The 17775-nt window shown below is 49.4% G+C and carries 16 protein-coding genes; 13 read left to right on the plus strand and 3 right to left on the minus strand.

Going from position 1 to position 17775, the window contains the following annotated elements:
• Positions 1-103: 103 nt before the first annotated feature.
• Positions 104-1849, plus strand: coding sequence for a right-handed parallel beta-helix repeat-containing protein (locus tag AADZ70_RS16795; RefSeq protein ID WP_342007352.1), 1746 nt, complete (start codon positions 104-106; stop codon positions 1847-1849).
• A gap of 92 nt (positions 1850-1941) precedes the next feature.
• On the opposite strand, the gene AADZ70_RS16800 is transcribed toward AADZ70_RS16795, so the two are convergent.
• A complete protein-coding gene (locus tag AADZ70_RS16800; RefSeq protein WP_047476210.1) occupies positions 1942-2163 on the minus strand; it encodes a hypothetical protein in 222 nt (73 codons plus the stop codon).
• A 121-nt stretch (positions 2164-2284) separates the two neighbouring features.
• Between AADZ70_RS16800 and gerKA the strand changes: the two genes are divergently transcribed.
• The 10 genes from gerKA (at position 2285) to AADZ70_RS16850 (ending at position 13071) form a co-directional block, all read left to right on the plus strand.
• A complete protein-coding gene (gene gerKA, locus AADZ70_RS16805; RefSeq protein WP_327815956.1) occupies positions 2285-3925 on the plus strand; it encodes a spore germination protein GerKA in 1641 nt (546 codons plus the stop codon).
• Positions 3912-5138, plus strand: a complete 1227-nt coding sequence (locus tag AADZ70_RS16810; protein ID WP_045926259.1) for a Ger(x)C family spore germination protein — start codon at positions 3912-3914, stop codon at positions 5136-5138. The genes gerKA and AADZ70_RS16810 overlap by 14 nt, the downstream gene beginning before the upstream one ends.
• 24 nt (positions 5139-5162) lie before the next feature.
• On the plus strand, positions 5163-6281 hold the full coding sequence (locus AADZ70_RS16815; protein ID WP_327815953.1) for a GerAB/ArcD/ProY family transporter: 1119 nt from the start codon (positions 5163-5165) through the stop codon (positions 6279-6281).
• A 170-nt stretch (positions 6282-6451) separates the two neighbouring features.
• The gene (locus AADZ70_RS16820) at positions 6452-7774 is read left to right on the plus strand and encodes an LLM class flavin-dependent oxidoreductase (protein WP_342007353.1); all 1323 of its coding nucleotides are present in this window, start codon (positions 6452-6454) and stop codon (positions 7772-7774) included.
• Positions 7775-7787: 13 nt separating this feature from the next.
• Positions 7788-8279, plus strand: coding sequence for a GNAT family N-acetyltransferase (locus AADZ70_RS16825; protein WP_016937272.1), 492 nt, complete (start codon positions 7788-7790; stop codon positions 8277-8279).
• A gap of 28 nt (positions 8280-8307) precedes the next feature.
• Positions 8308-9099 (plus strand): amino acid ABC transporter substrate-binding protein, encoded by a 792-nt coding sequence (locus AADZ70_RS16830; RefSeq protein WP_047476220.1) that lies wholly within the window; start codon positions 8308-8310, stop codon positions 9097-9099.
• Positions 9100-9121: 22 nt separating this feature from the next.
• On the plus strand, positions 9122-9796 hold the full coding sequence (locus tag AADZ70_RS16835; RefSeq protein WP_016937270.1) for an amino acid ABC transporter permease: 675 nt from the start codon (positions 9122-9124) through the stop codon (positions 9794-9796).
• A 13-nt stretch (positions 9797-9809) separates the two neighbouring features.
• On the plus strand, positions 9810-10559 hold the full coding sequence (locus AADZ70_RS16840; RefSeq protein ID WP_269774566.1) for an amino acid ABC transporter ATP-binding protein: 750 nt from the start codon (positions 9810-9812) through the stop codon (positions 10557-10559).
• A 17-nt stretch (positions 10560-10576) separates the two neighbouring features.
• Entirely contained in the window at positions 10577-11728 is a 1152-nt protein-coding gene (locus AADZ70_RS16845; RefSeq protein ID WP_342007354.1) for a M20 peptidase aminoacylase family protein, read from the plus strand.
• Positions 11725-13071, plus strand: a complete 1347-nt coding sequence (locus AADZ70_RS16850) for an MmgE/PrpD family protein (RefSeq protein ID WP_342007355.1) — start codon at positions 11725-11727, stop codon at positions 13069-13071. Before AADZ70_RS16845 ends, AADZ70_RS16850 begins: the two co-directional genes overlap by 4 nt.
• 102 nt (positions 13072-13173) lie before the next feature.
• On the opposite strand, the gene AADZ70_RS16855 is transcribed toward AADZ70_RS16850, so the two are convergent.
• Both AADZ70_RS16855 and AADZ70_RS16860 read right to left on the minus strand, forming a co-directional pair.
• Positions 13174-13857, minus strand: coding sequence for an ABC transporter ATP-binding protein (locus AADZ70_RS16855; RefSeq protein WP_064778214.1), 684 nt, complete (start codon positions 13855-13857; stop codon positions 13174-13176).
• A 14-nt stretch (positions 13858-13871) separates the two neighbouring features.
• Positions 13872-15308, minus strand: coding sequence for an ABC transporter permease (locus AADZ70_RS16860; RefSeq protein ID WP_045926252.1), 1437 nt, complete (start codon positions 15306-15308; stop codon positions 13872-13874).
• Between the two features lie 212 nt (positions 15309-15520).
• Between AADZ70_RS16860 and AADZ70_RS16865 the strand changes: the two genes are divergently transcribed.
• Both AADZ70_RS16865 and AADZ70_RS16870 read left to right on the plus strand, forming a co-directional pair.
• Positions 15521-16204, plus strand: coding sequence for a response regulator transcription factor (locus AADZ70_RS16865; protein ID WP_016937264.1), 684 nt, complete (start codon positions 15521-15523; stop codon positions 16202-16204).
• On the plus strand, positions 16191-17624 hold the full coding sequence (locus AADZ70_RS16870; protein WP_197083934.1) for a HAMP domain-containing sensor histidine kinase: 1434 nt from the start codon (positions 16191-16193) through the stop codon (positions 17622-17624). The genes AADZ70_RS16865 and AADZ70_RS16870 overlap by 14 nt, the downstream gene beginning before the upstream one ends.
• Positions 17625-17775: the final 151 nt, after the last annotated feature.

Below are 17775 nucleotides of genomic sequence, written 5' to 3' on the forward strand. Positions count from 1 at the left end.
AAACTATCTATATAAACTTTTTTAATAAAATTTAAAGTATGTACAGGCGGAGCGGATTATGACGGAATAGGATGAAATAAGAGAGGAAGGAGGAGATTATTACTTGCCGAATCGTATTTTAGATATAACGGATTGCGGTGTGGCAGCAGACGGGACTGCCGATGTGACGGCCGCCATCAATCAATGCCTGGCCAAGGCCGTCAGCGAGGGCAGTCATACGGTGTTTTTTCCGCCCGGAACATATAAAATCAACGGCACGCTTGGCGGTGACAAAAGCCAGCCGTTTAGGAACGCGGGAATTAATGTGCCGAGCCATCTCTCCATCATCATGGATCCGGAATGCACGATTAAAGTGTCGCCGAACAGCTCCTGGGGTTATTCGGCTTTCTATATAGGCAGGCGGGAAAATGTCACCATCACCGGCGGCCGCATCATCGGGGAACGGGATGAACACACGTATACCAATGTTCCATTACGGTCGACTCATGAATGGGGGTTTGGCATCTGTATTGAAGGCAGCAGCAATGTGCTGATCGAAAATGTGAAAATATCGAATTTTACGGGAGACGGCATTATTGTCAGCCCGCTGGGTTTAAAAACAAACAGTGATTACGAAACATCAGAACGTGTGACCATCCGCCGCTGTGAGATCAGGCAGTCAAGACGGAACAACATTTCAATCACCGGCTGCAATACCATCACGGTGGAAGAATGCGTGATCGAAGACGCCGGGCAAGGGAACGGAACGGCTCCGAAATTCGGAATCGACATTGAATCGTACGGAGAAGGCGATGTTGATTATGAAGAGGCTCTTCACATCACCATCCGAAACAACTTCTTTTACGGAAACGCCGCAAGCTCAGTCACCAACTTTAACGGATATCATGTGTTAATTGAAGGAAATCATTCCGACAACACAATCAGCTACGGATACAGCGCACATACCGTCATTTCCGGGAATGTTCTCTTTTGGTCAAACGGCGGCTCAAGGACCGGAATCGCCGGACAAGGTGTCTCCCAAGGGCAGGACAGCAGCAATGCCGTCATTTCCAACAATCTGATTACCGGTTTTTCCACGGGAATAGATGTAAGAGGAAAAAGCGTCCTCGTCACTCACAACAAAATCAATCAATTTGAAAATGCGGGTATTTCCGTCTATCAGGCGGAAGATGTGACCGTTGACGGCAATATCATTGAAAACGGACGTTCCGAAACGAGACGAAGCACGGGGATGCGGGCGACGCTCTCGGACAACGCCGTCTTTATGAATAACACACTGAATCAGGTAACAGACGGAATCAGCATGTCAGCCGGCAATATCACCGTAAAACAGAATGTGCTGAAATCATTCAGCCGGGGCATATGGGTCACAGGCGGAAATGCCGTCATTGAAGGAAATACGCTCATCCCGAATGCGTTTCAGGGCGCCGCGGAGTCCTATGCCGTATCTGTTACAAATGACGCCAGGGCTGTCATCAAGGGAAATCTCTTCAAAAGCTACAAAAACTACCCCATTTTCAGTTCAACAACCTCAGGAACCTCTGTCATCGGCAACCGCTTTGAATCATCACCGCTTATCGTTACCGTGTATCTGAACTCAGGCACGCATGAAGTCATAGACAATACGATCACGATCAACCGAACGGCGGGCAGCCCGATCGGCATTTATTTGAACGGTGCCTCCAATTCCCTCATTTCGGGCAATACCATCAACAACCTTTCCGCCGCTTCTGCTTCCGCCATCCAAACCAGTTCCTCGGCAAGCACCAAAATCATCGGCAATCGCATTATCAAAGGCGTCATTGTGAAACACACGACAGATACGGAAATCGGAAATATCGTCATCTGAAAACAATCCCCGCCGGAAAAATAAAAAGAACACATGAACTCCGACAAAGGGAGGGATGTGTTCTTTTTTGACACCATACAGACGTGCGCCTGTCAGGCATCTTTTTTACCTGATTTATATAAAGCCAGCATTTCTTTCATTAAAAAGAGGGCGAAGAAAAACAGCATCAGCCATTCTGAGAAGGTCATCAATTTAAAAGCGGACAGGTTGTTTCGAACCGCTCCATAGAGACTGAATCCTTGCAGCATATCCATTCCTATCGAAATCATCAGACAGGAAGCCAGCAAAAAAATTGAAACTCCCAATATTTTCATGCGCATCACTCTCCCTTTTTATCCTTTTCGATTACGCAAAACTTATACAGACTATCCGCCGTGCATAATCTTTTGCCGTACAGGAAGAATATGAAAAAAACAAGGAAAGGTTTTTTGCGATATGCCGCCATTTTTTAAGCAGAAGAAACGAAAAAAAGACGATCAAAAGAACGGTGACAATGAAGACAGAAAAGAAGCGGAAACCAAATCAGACAAAGAGCGGGAAGAGCCGATCTCCATCAGCTTAAAGGAAAATATGAAGAAGCTGTCTGAGAGATTCGGCAACAGTGCCGATGTCGTCATCCGCCGGCTGAAAATCGGAAAAGAAGAGCTTCCGGCAGCGATCGTGTATATCGCCGGTTTGGTAGACGAGCAGCTTGTCAGCCAATCCCTGCTGGAGGATTTAATTGACATCCCGTCCGTTCAGCCGGAACAGGCGGTCTGCCTGATATATGAAAAAACGCTTGCGATCGGCGGAGTAAAAGAGGAAGAGAAATGGAAAAGCCTTTATGCCGGGCTGGTGGCGGGCAGCACGCTCATTTTTGTCGACGGGGCTGACAAGGCGCTGATCGCCAGCACGGAAGGAGGAGAGCAACGGTCCATTGAAGAACCGAGCACCCAGGTGTCCTTCCGCGGACCGCGGCAGGGATTCACTGAATCCCTGCAAACCAATATTTCCATGATCCGCAGATATGTAAAAAATCCTGATGTATGGGTGGAAAAAATGGAGATCGGGCACGAAACGAATACGGACGTCGCGCTGATGTATATTAACGGAATCTGCGAAAAAAAGCTGGTTAAGGAAGTCCGCAGACGGCTGAAGCACATTGACATCGACAGCATTCTGGAATCCGGCTACATTGAACAGCTTATTGAAGACGCGCCGTTTTCCGTATTTCCCACTGTGTATCATACGGAACGGCCGGACGTTGTGGCGGGGAATCTGCTGGAGGGAAGATTTGCGATTATTGTGGACGGAACGCCGTTTGTTCTCATCGCGCCAGCCTTATTCATTCAATTTTTTCAATCGGTTGAGGATTATTATTCCCGATTTGATATCGCTACGAGCATCCGGCTGCTTCGAGTTTTGATTTTCTTCATTTCACTGGTGGCGCCGGGGATTTACGTGGCGGCGACGACCTTTCATCAAGAAATGATTCCGACGCAGCTGCTGATCGTCATCGCGGCCCAGCGGGAGACCGTGCCGTTTCCGGCCGTAATTGAAGCGCTGACGATGGAAGTGGCCTTCGAGATTCTCAGGGAAGCGGGCGTCCGTCTTCCGAGAGTGGTCGGCTCCGCCGTTTCCATAGTCGGAGCGCTTGTCATCGGCCAGGCTGCTGTACAGGCCGGCATCGTCTCCCCGGCCATGGTGATCGTTGTCGCGCTGACGGCCATTGCCAGCTTTGCGACTCCGGCTTTTGACATGGCGATATCTGCGCGCCTGATCCGGTTTGTCTTTATTCTGATCGCGGCCGTCATGGGATTTTACGGGCTGATTCTGGGCATTATCATGATGTTTGTCCATCTGTGCGGACTGCGTTCGTTCGGTTTTCCGTATATGTCCCCGCTCGCTCCTTTGACCCCGGGCGGGCTGAAGGATTCCATTTTCCGCGCTCCGTTATGGGCGGATGAAAAAAGGCCGGGGCTGCTTGTGCAGAAAAACAACAGGCGCCAAGGAGAACATCAAAGACCGAAACCGGAGACATCCAGAGGAATGGTTAATAAAGATGTAGAAGAGGGCGGCGGCAATGAAAAGACGTAAATGGATACTCCTCCTTTGTACGATGGTTTCCCTTATGTTTGTATCAGGATGCTGGGATAAAAGAGAGCTGACCGATTTGGCCGTAATCTCCGCCATCGGTATTGACCGTACCGAATCGGGAAAATACGTCCTTCACTTTCAGATTATCAATCCGGGAAACGTAGCCGGCGGCCTGCAGGGCGGCGGAGCGGGAGACCGGCCGCCGGTTTCCGTCTATTCCGTGTCCGGAGACAATATGACGGAAGCTTTGAGAAAAGCCTCGATGAAGGTGTCCAGAAGGCTCTATTTTGCGCATACGAATCTTGTGGTGTTCAGTGAAAAGCTCGCGAAAGAGGAAGGACTCAATTTTATTCTGGACAATCTTGACCGTGATACCGAATTCAGAACAACCGCAACCGCGGTTATTGCGCATAATTGCAATGCTGAAGACATTATTAAAGTGCTGACGCCGATTGATAAAATCCCTTCCAATAAAGTGAACAAGACGCTCAGTTTCACACAGGAACAATACGGCAGAGTCGTGAAAACAAGCCTTCAGGACGTTCTGATTGATCTTGCTTCTCCGACCGGGTCGCCGTTTATTCCGGGTTATGAAATGCACGGAGACGATAAAGCCGGCCCTACGATGGAAAATACGCAGACGACTGAACCGAAAGCGGTGCTGTCAGCGGACGGACTGGCAGTGTTCAAAAAGGATGGGAGACTGGATTATTGGATTGAGGATGACGACAGTGTCGGCGCGGTATGGCTGCTGAACAAAATCAAGCATACGTTTATCAATGCGGATTGGAAGAACGTGAAGCATGCAATCAGTCTGCAGGTCACCCGTCAGAATACAAAGGTGACGGCTACTTTTCAGGACGGAAAACCGCATATTCACGTTCGTGCTCAGGTTGAAGGGCTGGTGGACGCTGTCAGATACCCTTTCCATCTGTCTGATCCGAAAGTGATCATGGTCATGCAAAAGGCGCTCAGCACGCAGCTTGATAGAGATATCACCAAATCACTTGAAGATATTAAAGCCCATAAGAATGATTTCGTCGGGTTCGGAGACCTGATCTATCGGAAACATCCGGACAAATGGAAAAAGCTCGAAGGGAAATGGGATGAAGAAATTTTCCCCAACATCCCCGTGGACGTAAAAACGGAAGTCATTATCAGAAGAACGGGCTTGCGGAATAACCCTCTCTCAGACAAGCTTGATCACGATTGATTTGAGGAGAAAGGAGCGAAGCGTATGGAAAATGCGAAAATCGGCACACGCCAGCTGTTTGTGATGATCATTTTGTTTGAATTGGGCAGTTCGTTATTGATCCCGCCGGGCACGATGGCGGGGCGGGATGCATGGCTGTCCGTGCTTCTCGGGTGCGTTACCGGTCTCGGACTTTTCTACGTATATCAGGCGCTGTATCAATATTTTCCTGAGTCCTCTCCGAGAGATTACATGACCGAACTGATCGGCAGGCATCTGAGCTGGGCGGTCTCTCTTCTTTATATTCTCTATTTTGCTTACATCGCCGCCCGCATATTGAGGGATTTTGGCGAAATGCTTGTCACCTTCGCATATCAGGACACGCCCCTTCTAATTGTGAATGGCATGCTGATGCTCGCCGCGATATTTGCGGTCAGAAAGGGAATTGAAGTCATAGCGAGAGCCGGCGAGCTGCTGTTTAGCATTATGTATTTCCTGACGGCCATCGGGCTGATCCTCATTATCAGCTCCGGTACGATAAACCTGAGATTTCTCCAGCCTGTTTTAGCGGACGGGATGGGGACGGTCATTTATTCCGTATTTAAACAGACCATGTTCATCCCTTTCGGTGAATTGATCGTGTTTGTCATGATATTCCCCTACTTAAAAGATCGGAAAAAGGTGAAGAAAACAGGGTTTCTTGCAATTATCATCAGCGGTCTGTTTTTGGCGATGTCAGTGGCGATTAATATTTGTGTGCTTGACGTCAACTTAATGCTCCGCTCTCAATTTCCGCTGCTGAGCACCATACAGACGATTAAAGTGGAAGAGTTTTTAGACCGGCTGGATGTCTTTTTCATGCTCGTGCTCGTCATCGGCGGTTTTTTCAAAGTCAGCCTCTTTACATATGCGGTAGTCGTGGGCGTGTCCACGCTGTTTAAAGAAAAAAATCCGTCCCAGCTGGCCTTCCCGGTCGGGTTGGGGGTGCTGATTCTCTCCATCAGCATCGCAAGCAATTTGTCGGAACACATGAACGAAGGGTTAAAAATTGTCCCGATCTATATTCATCTTCCTTTTCAAGTGCTGTTCCCCGTCTTGCTGCTTATCATTGCCGTCATCAAGAAAAAAGTCAAAGGGAGCGTCTATACAGTTTCGAAGAAATAACCCGGCCGGTGCGCCGGGTTATTTTTAAAATCATGATTTTTTTCTTAATGCATTGACAAACTTGCCTGACAATTGTACATTTTGATTTATTCTTATAAATTTAATAGGAAATATAGGTTTAGTGGTGTTAATATGTTCCGCACCGTATTTCATTATAGAAGGAGATCGTCATGACAAAGAAAAAAGAAATCAAACTCGGTGTGTTTCTCGCAGGCACCGGCCATCATGTCGCCTCTTGGAGACATCCTGAGGCGCCGGCGGACGCGAGCATGAATTTGGATTATTTCAAAGAACTGGCGAAAACAGCGGAGCGGGGGAAATTGGACATGCTGTTTTTGGCGGACAGTTTATCAATAGACAGCAAATCGCATCCGAATGTGCTGACGCGCTTTGAGCCGTTTACCCTGCTGTCGGCGCTGGCTCAGGTCACATCCCGCATCGGTCTGACGGCGACCGCGTCTACCACATACAGCGAACCGTTCCATATCGCGAGACAATTTGCATCGCTGGATCATCTTTCCAACGGCCGCGCGGGCTGGAATGTCGTCACATCATCAATTGAAGCGACCGCGCTTAATTTCAGCGGCGAAACGCATCTTGAGCATCATCTCAGATATCAGCGCGCGGAAGAATTCGTGGAAGTCGTCAAAGGATTATGGGATTCGTGGGAGGAAGACGCCTTTATCCGCGACAAAGAGTCAGGGACATTTTTCGAAAAAGACAAAATGCATGAATTGAATCATAAAGGAACCTATTTTTCAGTGAGAGGGCCGTTGAATGTCGCCCGCACACCTCAAGGACGCCCGGTCATTATTCAGGCTGGCTCATCAGGAGACGGAAAGGCGCTGGCAGCCAAAACCGCGGAGGTCATTTTTACCGCGCAAAATCATCTGGAATCCGCGCAGGAATTCTATCAATCTATTAAAGAACAAGCGGCTTCTTACGGCCGGGATCCTGAAAAAATCGCGATTATGCCGGGGATTTTTCCCGTTATCGCCGATACCGAAAAAGAAGCGCGGGCCAAATATGAAGAGCTTCAAGACCTCATCATTCCGTCTGTCGGCCTGAACATTCTGCAAAACTATCTGGGCGGCGTCGATCTTTCCGCCTACCCGCTTGACGGCCCGCTGCCTGAATTGGATGCGGAAGCATCAAATGCCGTTAAAAGTCGGTTCAAGCTCGTTCAGGAGATGGCCAAACGCGATAACATGACCATCCGCGAATTGTACAAATACGTGGCGGGTTCAAGAGGCCATCACATCTTTGTCGGAACGCCTGAACAGCTTGCCGATAAGATGGAGGAATGGGTCGAAAAACAAGCTTGTGACGGCTTCAACATCATGCCTCCGTTGCTGCCTGAAGGTCTCACTCTTTTTGTAGACAAAGTGATTCCGATTTTACAAGAGCGGGGCGTGTTCAGAAAAGAGTATGAAGGAACGACGCTGAGAGAACATTTCGGACTGGAAAAACCGGCAAACCGATATGCCGATTAAAGGAGGGCTCATCATGTCAAAACGATACCGGCTCGCAACGGAAGCGGACGCTGATGAACTGCTTTCACTGACACTGAGGGCATATGAACCGATCCGCAAGCTCGGCATCAACTTTGCCGCGGCAACGGCGGATAAAGAGCTCGTTTTGAATAACATACAAAAAAACGCCTGTTACGTTCTGGAGGAAGACGGACGTATCGTGGCGACGATTTCTTTGCGGATGCCGTGGGGGCCGAATCCCGGTCCGTACGGTGTCCCTCATATTTGGTGGTTCGCCGTCGACCCTGAAACCGGAAAAAAAGGGACGGGCTCAGACATGCTGGAGTGGCTGGAGAATACAGTGCTCCGCGATACACTAAAAGCGCCCTTCGTATCATTGGGCACAGCGGACAAGCATCCGTGGCTGATCGGCATGTACGAGCGGAAAGGCTACGTCCGCGCAGGCGAAAAGGATTTAGGAAAAGGGCACATCACCATCTATTTAAAAAAACAATTGCACGATTAACATATGAATAGGAAAAGGCGGGATTTCAATGAAGAAGAAAACATGGGCTTTGCTGCTGTCTGCCGCTCTTCTGGCGGTCTTATCAGCATGCGGTAACGGCAAAGAAAGCGAAGGCGGCGATAACGTGCTGCATGTCGGCGCCACGGGGCAAAGCTATCCGTTCGCATATAAAGAAAACGGCAAGCTGACCGGCTTTGACGTGGATGTCATGGAAGCCGTTGCGAAAAAAATCAACATGAAACTGGACTGGAAGCTGCTTGAATTCAGCGGCCTGATGGGAGAGCTCCAGACCGGCAAACTCGACACCATCTCAAACCAGGTCGCTGTCACGGACGAACGCAAGAAAACGTATAACTTCACAGAACCGTATTCGTATGCGGGCACTCAAATCGTCGTCAAAAACGATAACAAAGACATCAAATCAGTCAATGATCTAAAAGGAAAAACAGTGGCGGCCGTTCTTGGCTCAAACCACGCGAAAAACCTTGAGAGCAAGGACCCGGATAAAAAAATCAACATTAAAACGTATGAAACACAAGAAGGCACGCTGAAAGACGTGGCTTACGGGCGCGTTGACGCTTACGTAAACAGCCGCAGCGTCCTGATCGCCCAGATCAAAAAGACCGGCCTGCCTCTGAAATTAGCAGGAGATCCGATTGTCTATGAAAAAGTCGCTTTCCCGTTTGCGAAGGATGCGGCTCACGATAAAATCCGCAAAAAAGTAGACAAAGCCATTGAAGAACTGCGGAAAGACGGCACGCTGAAAAAGCTGTCTGAAAAGTACTTTAAAGAAGATATCACAACGGAAGCAAAGCATTAAGAAACGGCGGTGAAAATCGAGAATGAACAGCATTGATTGGGGATTTATGTTTTCAGCTTTTCCCGCGTTAATCGAAGCCCTGCCGATCACATTACTAATGGCCGTCGCGGCCATGGTATTTGCCGTGATCGGCGGCCTTATATTAGCGCTTATCACAAAAAATCGTATTCCTGTGCTTCACCAGCTGTCAAAGGTGTATATTTCATTTTTCCGGGGCGTGCCGACGCTCGTCCAGCTTTTCTTAATTTATTACGGCCTGCCTCAGCTGTTCCCAGGAATGAGCAAGATGACGGCGTTAACGGCGGCGATTATCGGGCTAAGCCTGAAAAATGCCGCCTACCTCGCTGAAATTTTCCGCGCCGCGCTCAACTCAGTCGATGAGGGGCAGCTTGAAGCCTGCCTGTCCGTCGGAATGACAAAATCACAGGCGTACAGACGGATCATTTTCCCGCAGGCCGTCAGAAACGCGCTTCCCGCAACGGGAAATACGTTTATCGGCCTGTTAAAAGAAACATCGCTCGCCTTTACATTAGGAGTGATGGAGATGTTCGCCCAAGGAAAAATGTACGCATCAGGCAACCTCAAATATTTTGAGACGTATTTAGCCGTTGCGATCATGTACTGGATTCTTACGATTATTTACAGCGTGCTGCAGGATCTGCTCGAACGGGCGATCAGCAAGCCTTATCGCACATAGGAGGAGGCTCAGGATGATACAAGTCAGACATATTCGAAAAGCATTTAAAGACCTTACCGTACTTGACGGGATCGATCTTGAGATCAAAAGCGGCGAAGTCACGGCCATTATCGGCCCGTCCGGCTCGGGAAAATCAACGCTCCTCCGCTGCCTGAATCTGCTGGAGCGCCCGGATGACGGCATCATTGAAATCGGTGATGCCAAGCTGAATGCAGCGTCCTATTCGCGCAAAGACGTACACAAGCTTCGCCAGCAGACGGCGATGGTGTTTCAGAATTACAACCTGTTCAAAAACAAAACCGCGCTGCAAAACGTGACAGAAGCGCTGATCACCGCGCAAAAGAAACCGAAAAAAGAAGCGGAACAGATCGGTATGGATCTATTGCGGCAAGTCGGTTTAGAGCAAAAAGCGGACAGCTACCCGATTACGATGTCAGGCGGGCAGCAGCAGCGGATCGGCATTGCTCGCGCTTTGGCCGTTGATCCTCACGCGATTTTACTGGATGAACCGACTTCGGCCCTTGACCCGGAGCTTGTAGCCGGTGTGCTTCAAGTCATCAAATCAATTGCCGAAAAACAGACAACCATGGTCATCGTCACACATGAGATGGCTTTTGCGCGTGAAGTGGCCGACCAGGTCATCTTTATGGCGGACGGACGCATCATCGAGCAGGGAACACCGGAAGAGCTGTTTGACAATCCGCAGAACGAACGGACGAAAAAATTCATAAAGCAAGTGGGAGAGCCTGCTGAGCTTGTATAGGAAGGGACGAAGAAGAAATGGCAAGAGAAACGTATGAATCATTAAACAAACGTTTAATCAATATCCGCCGCGACCTTCATGAACACCCTGAGCTGTCAGGCGAGGAATACGAAACGACGAATAAAATCCGCCGCTGGCTGGAGGAAGAGGGTATCACGGTTGTTGATGTTCCGAAACTTCAAACCGGAGTGATCGCCGAAATCAAAGGAGACAAAACCGGCCCCGTCATCGCCGTCAGAGCGGACATTGACGCATTGCCGATCGAAGAGAAAACAAACCTTCCGTTTGCTTCGCGAAACAGCGGCGTCATGCATGCCTGCGGCCACGACTTCCATACGGCATCTATTCTCGGCACGGCTTTCTTATTAAATGAGAGAAAGCACGAGCTGAAAGGAACGGTGCGGTTTATTTTTCAGCCCGCGGAAGAAATCGCCGCCGGAGCGAGACAGGTCATTGAAGCCGGCGCGCTTGACGGTGTATCGGCAATATTCGGCATGCATAACAAACCCGACCTCCCCGTCGGCACGGTCGGCCTGAAAGAAGGCCCGCTGATGGCGAGTGTGGACCGCTTTGAAATCACTGTTAAAGGAAAAGGCGGCCACGCCGGAATCCCTGATAACAGCATTGACCCGATTCAGGCGGCAGGGCAGATCATCGGCGGCCTGCAATCGGTTGTCAGCAGAAACATCAGCTCGCTTCACAATGCCGTCGTCAGCATCACAAGAGTTCAAGGCGGCAGCTCTTGGAATGTCATCCCGGACCATGTTGAAATGGAAGGCACCGTCCGGACGTTTCAAAAAGAAGCGCGTGACGCTGTTCCGGAACATATGAAGCGGGTTGCCGAAGGAATCGCGGCCGGATTCGGAGCAGAAGCCGAATTCCGCTGGTATCCTTACCTTCCGTCAGTGATGAACGACGCCCGTTTCATCCATGCGGCGGAACAGACGGCTGAAGATCTCGGGCTTCAAACGGTTCGGGCAGAACAGTCTCCCGGCGGGGAAGACTTCGCGTTATATCAAGAAAAAATCCCCGGCTTCTTCGTCTGGATGGGAACAAACGGAACGGAAGAATGGCACCATCCGGCCTTCACACTCGACGAAAAAGCACTCCCGCAAGCGGCTGAGTTTTTCGCCCGGCTGGCCGTCAATGTATTGGAGCAGACGGAATGAATACGGAACATCTGACGGCCGGGCTTGCTCAGGCCGTCATGTCGTCTGTACCGGAAACATCCGCCGAAGCGATGAAAGAAGCGCGCAAAGGCCTGCTTGATTTTACAGCGGCAGCCTTTGCCGGGAGACGGGATAAAGGCATTGAGAAGCTGATAAAACTGGCCGAAGAAGAAGGCGGGACGCCGACAGCTCCGCTTATCGGCAGAAATCAAAAAGCAACGCCGTCCCAATCCGCGCTGATTAACGGATTCATCGCTCATGCGCTTGATTTTGACGATGTTCATTCTGATGTAAGAGGACATCCGAGCGCGGTCATCCTTCCGGCTCTAATCGCAGCGGCATCATCCGGCCATATAGACGAAAGCCGTTTTCTCGGTGCTTACGTGACAGGCATCGAAGTGATGGCGCGGCTCGGTCAGTCAGCGGGAAGACACCATTACGAGAAAGGCTGGCACAATACGGGAACGTTAGGCGCGATTGCGGCGGCCTGCGCCGTCGGTTTCGCGGAGAACCTCAATCAAAACGAATTGCAAAAAGCGATCGGATTTGCGGCCGCCCGTTCCGGAGGCATGCGGGTGCAGTTCGGGACAGAAATGAAGCCGCTTCATGCCGGACTGGCCGCTCAAGCCGGGTTGTTCGCCGTAAAGCTTGCGAAGGCCGGTTTTGGCGGGTCGGATCATGCGCTTGACGGGGAGAAAGGCTTCTTCGGGCTGTACGGCGATCTTGCACGGGCAGAAACCGTGCTTTTAAACGGGTGGGGAAAACCTTGGCGGATTGTGAGCCCGGGGCTTTGGTTTAAGGTTTATCCGTTTTGTTCGGCGGCCCATCACGCGGCGGACGCCATTCTCAAGCTGAAGGCGGAGCACGGTCTCACTTTCGGCCAAATGGAACGGACCGACGTTATTTATCCGCCGGGCGGGGATGCCGCATTGACAGAACGGCGCCCGAAAACAGGCGAAGCGGGGCGCTTCAGTGTGGAATATGTGATTGCCCTGGCTCTGCACGGTAAAGATTTTTCAGCAAAACACTTCACCTCAGAGCCGATTCCCGAATCCCTTCAAAAGGGGTTTGCGAGAATTCACCGAAGCTATGATGATCAAATTCAGCCGGCTGACAACGCCGTTCCGAAGGGCCGTTTTACAATTGTACGGGTCACGGCTTCCGGCAATCATGTCTATGAAACACGTATCGACTGTCCGAAGGGAGCACCGGGAAACGGTCTTTCTGAAAAAGACATTGAAGACAAACTCCGGCTCGCTTTGCCGGGGGAAGAGGAAAAGGCGGAAGAATTGATCAAAGCAGCCGATCAATCAAATATTGAACGCTATTTACAGCTGATATAAATAAAAAAGCGAGGGGATGCAGCCCTCGCTTTTTTTACGTTCACTTCTATTGAATAGGGGGATATAGGGTGCGCCCCTGTCTGCGCTGGCAGGGGCGCGGTATCAGGACACGGCCGTGCCGTTTTCTTTTACTGTGAAACTTCCTCTTGATAAGCGGATGTTGATATCAGACACTTTGGCAATTTGTTCGTCGTGCGTAACCATGATGACGCATTTGCCGCCTTTATGCGCCAGATCCTGAAAGAGCCGGACGATTTCCTTTGACGTATCTTCGTCGAGGTTTCCCGTCGGCTCGTCCGCGCAAATCAAATCCGTGTCACAGCAGAAAGCCCGCGCAATTGAAACGCGCTGCTGCTGTCCGCCGCTTAATGTCAGCACCCGCTGACGGGCCTGCTGTTCGGTGATGCCGACTTTATCCAGCATGCTGAGCGCGAACGCATCTTTGTTTTTCTCCTTAGATCCGGTAATCTCCATCGCCGTTGTGACGTTCTGGAGCGCCGTCATATACGGAATCAGATTATAAGATTGAAAGACGATAGAGACATATTGATTTCTGAATTTGGTTAATCCGATTTTGGAGATGTCTTCGCCGTTATAAAGGATGCTTCCCTCTTTAGGTGTGTCAAGGCCGCCCGCCAGAGACAGAAACGTGGTTTTTCCCGTTCCGGAGGCGCCGGCAATTGTATAAAACTTCCCTTTTTCAAAGCTGATCGTTATATCCTGAAACAGCGGCTGTGATTTATCTTGGTACCAGTAGCCAGTCTGTTGAAAGGTTAATAGGCTCATTATGCTGCCTCCTCTTATTCCTGCTTGGTCAGGATCGTTTTAGGGTGAAGCCGCATGACTGATACAGACGGCAGTAATGTGGCGATGACGGCAATTGCGACGCCGATCCCGCCGAGAATCAGAAGGTCATTCAGCGAAACGTTTACCTGCATTGTACTGATGACATCTGCACCGGATGAATGCTGACCGAACATGCCGCCTCCCCGCGGCATTTCTCCGCTGCCCCAGCCGCTTGTTTGCTGCTGTGAATTATCGGCTGAGCTGACCTGCTGGGAAAGAAGCTGATTTCCCAGCTGATTCGCCACAAGGCTGCCCGTGACGGATGCGATCCCGATGGCGATAACCGCGACAATCAGAATTTCCGTTAAGAATTGTCCGATGAGCTTCCGGCGCTTTTCGCCGATCGCCATCAAGACACCCATTTCATACTTGCGTTCCCTGATCGACATCATCACGATCAACCCGAGAATGACCGCGCCCGCGATGGATACAAGGTACACCACATTTTTAGAAAATGACGCGACATTTTCAATCGGGCCGACCATTTGCTGATACACCTGATCATTTGTCGTCAGCGTGTAGGTTTTATCATCTATAGATGTTTTTTTCGCAGCCGCAACGAATGAATCAATATATTTTGCATCATCCATATAATAAACGGCTGAGCTGATTTTGTTTTTGTTATCAGACCCTTTTAACGCCGCCGCGGCGGTGTAAGGCGTATAGATTTTATTGTCAGGATTTAAGAATGAAAAATGCTCTGCCTGATCGTCTCCTGATGATGTTGTTTTATAGATTCCCACAATTTTAAGCTTCGTTTTCACAGAATCATCCGTTGCTGAGGAAACCGTAATGGAGCCGCCGACCTTCAGCTTGTTTTGATCTGCCAGCGTTTCATTAATCACGGCGACTTTTGCGTCCGCATCTGCTTTTGTGATGGCGCGGCCGTCAGTGATTTTTGAGCTCCCGCCTGTGAAATCATCAAGCAACACCGTAGAGAGCACGCCTTCGACCGAAATGTCCGCTGAAATCATCTGTCTTCCGCCGCCTTGAAAACGTCTTCCGCCGGAACTGTTATCGGCTGAGTCGCCTGAGCTTTTTATCGCGTCAAAGCTTTCTGCGTTTGCTGACGCTGTCGTGAGAAAGTTGTAATTTTTAACATGCTGTAAGGATGTAAGCTTCTTGGCATCCGAAACGGAAATCGGCGTTGATTCAAACGTCCTCTTTTCACCGTCTTTTTGCTGCTGCGTCATTTGCTTTTGGCGGTCAGCCTGGAGTGTGACACTCCCGCCGAGCTGCTGCCTTGCCAGTTCGCTTGATTTCTTTGCCGCTGATTGGATCGTAAGACCGGACAGGACAAAAATGCAAATCACTGAAAACACAACCAGCTGCATAAACGTTTTTCCCTTTTTTGCCTTCATGCTCCAAAAGGCTCTTTTAATAAAGTTCATGTCTGTTCCCCCATGCGGGTGTCATATATTGTAAAAACACCCTTCTTTAGAACCGGTTATCCGATATGTATATAGTAGGGGAAATGTATGAAAAAAATATGAACAAACTATTTCCGGGTGATGAAATAAAAACTAACAATTGTGAAACGCGAAAATATCCGGGTAAAATGGTGCTATTATAAGTAAAAGCGTCAAGATAAGCGGAGGAAGCAATGAAGATATTAATGATAGAAGACAATATAAGCGTATGCACCATGACGGAAATGTTCTTTTTTAAAGAAGGATTTGAAGCCGAATTTGTCCATGACGGAGTGGAAGGCTATCAGCGGTTCACAGAAGAGGAGTGGGATTTGGTCATCTTGGACATTATGCTTCCGTCTATGGATGGAGTGACGATCTGCCGAAAAATAAGAGAGACGAGCAGTGTGCCGATTATTATGCTGACCGCAAAGGACACGGAGTCTGATCAGGTGATCGGGTTTGAGATGGGGGCTGACGACTATGTCACCAAGCCGTTCAGCCCGCTGACGCTTGTAGCGCGAATTAAAGCGGTGATCAGAAGATACCGGGCGACGGGGCAGGCCGTAAAAAGCGATGACTTGATCGAAACAGCGTGTTTTTCAATCAATAAGAAGACGCGGGAAGTGTTTCTGCACGGAAAACCTGTCGAGAATCTGACGCCGAAGGAATTTGATCTGCTCTTTTATCTCGCGCAGAACCCGCGCCAGGTTTTTTCAAGAGAGCAGCTGCTTGAGCAGGTGTGGGGCTATCAATTTTACGGCGATGAACGTACGGTTGATGTTCATATTAAACGGCTGCGCAAAAAACTGTCCAGTGACGAAAAAACGTTTTTATACACGGTGTGGGGGGTAGGATATAAATTTGATGAGGATTAAATACTTATATCAGCTGCTGCTGAGCCATGTCAGCATTTTGATTTTGGCCTTTTTCATCATCATTTCCCTGTTTTCGCATTTTGTAAAAGATTTTGCGTATCAAAATAAAGTGGATGAGCTGTCTTCTTACGCCCAGCAGATCACAAGTGAGCTGAACGGACGCGATCTTGATCTGCGCCGCCTGTATCCGTATCAGGACATGTTAAAAACGCGCGAGACAAGGTTTATTATTTTTGATGAACATCAGCGGCCTTACTTTTTTCCTGACGATATGCCGCCGCGCGAGAAGCTGAAAAGTAAAGAGTGGCACATGCTGAAGCAAGGGAAAACCGTTCAGATCAGAGCGGAGGTGAATCGTTTTAATACGGAAGGCTTAGAAGTATCGCTCGTCGCAAAACCGCTTTTTATCAACGGTCAATTTAAAGGCGCGGTGCTGCTCGTGTCTCCCGTCAAGGGGGTCGAGCAGATGATCAGCCAGGTCAACCGCTATATGATTTACGCGATTATCAGCACCCTTATCATCACGATTTTGTTAAGCTGGCTTTTATCTAAGTTTCACGTCAAGCGGATTCAGACATTGCGGGATGCGACGGGAAAAGTGGCTTCCGGTGATTACGATATTTCGCTCAAGAACAGCGGCGGCGATGAAATCGGCATGCTGGCGTCCGATTTCAATACGATGGCTAAAAATCTGAAGCAATCGAGAGAGCAGATTGACCGCCTTGAAAAGCGGAGGCGCCAATTTATCGCCGATGTTTCCCATGAGCTGAGAACGCCTCTGACGACCATTAACGGGCTGGTGGAGGGCCTTAACAGCAACACCATCCCGGAAAAAGATAAAGAGAAATGCTTCTCGCTGATCAGCGAAGAAACGAAGCGGATGCTCAGGCTCGTGAAAGAAAACCTGGATTATGAAAAAATCAGATCCCAGCAGATCAAGCTGGACAAGCTGAGTCTGCCGCTCATCGAGGTGTTTGAGATTATTAAAGAGCATCTCAATCAGCAGGCCGAGGAAAAACAAAACCGGCTCCGGATTGAAGCGGAGGACGGCGTCAAAGTGTTCGCCGATTATGACAGGCTGATCCAGATTCTCGTCAACATTACGAAAAACAGCATTCAATTCACGCAAAACGGAGACATTACGCTGCGCGGGTATGAAGGCTATAAGGAAACGGTTATTGAAATTGAAGACACCGGAATCGGTATTTCGAAAGAAGAAATCGAGCACATATGGGAGCGTTTTTATAAGGCGGATGTGTCCCGAACGAATACGGCATACGGCGAATACGGACTCGGCCTGTCCATCGTCAGGCAGCTCGTCGAAATGCACAAAGGCACGATAGACATTGAAAGCGACAAGGGAAAAGGCACAACCTTTACAATCCGCCTTCCGCTGAATACGAAACATGAATCATGTTAAAACCGGCAGTCCTGTTTGGCTGCCGGCTGTTTCATCTTCACTGCGCAAAATTGCGCTCTGCCGAAACAAAGTTTGCGTGTTTTTCGGGATGGAAAGACACGGAAACGTGATAAAATAACTGGTAAACAGGTCTTGGATGGGGAGGGTGAAG

This window comes from Bacillus sp. YBsi01, assembly GCF_038406745.1.
Classification (GTDB): domain Bacteria; phylum Bacillota; class Bacilli; order Bacillales; family Bacillaceae; genus Bacillus; species Bacillus siamensis.

What these genes read in the sequence shown, in the direction of transcription:
- AADZ70_RS16800 (WP_047476210.1), bottom strand. Translation starts at nt 2,163, where the DNA reads ATGAAAATATTGGGAGTTTCAATTTTTTTGCTGGCTTCCTGTCTGATG.
- gerKA (WP_327815956.1), top strand. Translation starts at nt 2,285, where the DNA reads ATGCCGCCATTTTTTAAGCAGAAGAAACGAAAAAAAGACGATCAAAAG.
- AADZ70_RS16810 (WP_045926259.1), top strand. Translation starts at nt 3,912, where the DNA reads ATGAAAAGACGTAAATGGATACTCCTCCTTTGTACGATGGTTTCCCTT.
- AADZ70_RS16815 (WP_327815953.1), top strand. Translation starts at nt 5,163, where the DNA reads ATGGAAAATGCGAAAATCGGCACACGCCAGCTGTTTGTGATGATCATT.
- AADZ70_RS16820 (WP_342007353.1), top strand. Translation starts at nt 6,452, where the DNA reads ATGACAAAGAAAAAAGAAATCAAACTCGGTGTGTTTCTCGCAGGCACC.
- AADZ70_RS16825 (WP_016937272.1), top strand. Translation starts at nt 7,788, where the DNA reads ATGTCAAAACGATACCGGCTCGCAACGGAAGCGGACGCTGATGAACTG.
- AADZ70_RS16830 (WP_047476220.1), top strand. Translation starts at nt 8,308, where the DNA reads ATGAAGAAGAAAACATGGGCTTTGCTGCTGTCTGCCGCTCTTCTGGCG.
- AADZ70_RS16835 (WP_016937270.1), top strand. Translation starts at nt 9,122, where the DNA reads ATGAACAGCATTGATTGGGGATTTATGTTTTCAGCTTTTCCCGCGTTA.
- AADZ70_RS16840 (WP_269774566.1), top strand. Translation starts at nt 9,810, where the DNA reads ATGATACAAGTCAGACATATTCGAAAAGCATTTAAAGACCTTACCGTA.
- AADZ70_RS16845 (WP_342007354.1), top strand. Translation starts at nt 10,577, where the DNA reads ATGGCAAGAGAAACGTATGAATCATTAAACAAACGTTTAATCAATATC.
- AADZ70_RS16850 (WP_342007355.1), top strand. Translation starts at nt 11,725, where the DNA reads ATGAATACGGAACATCTGACGGCCGGGCTTGCTCAGGCCGTCATGTCG.
- AADZ70_RS16855 (WP_064778214.1), bottom strand. Translation starts at nt 13,857, where the DNA reads ATGAGCCTATTAACCTTTCAACAGACTGGCTACTGGTACCAAGATAAA.
- AADZ70_RS16860 (WP_045926252.1), bottom strand. Translation starts at nt 15,308, where the DNA reads ATGAACTTTATTAAAAGAGCCTTTTGGAGCATGAAGGCAAAAAAGGGA.
- AADZ70_RS16865 (WP_016937264.1), top strand. Translation starts at nt 15,521, where the DNA reads ATGAAGATATTAATGATAGAAGACAATATAAGCGTATGCACCATGACG.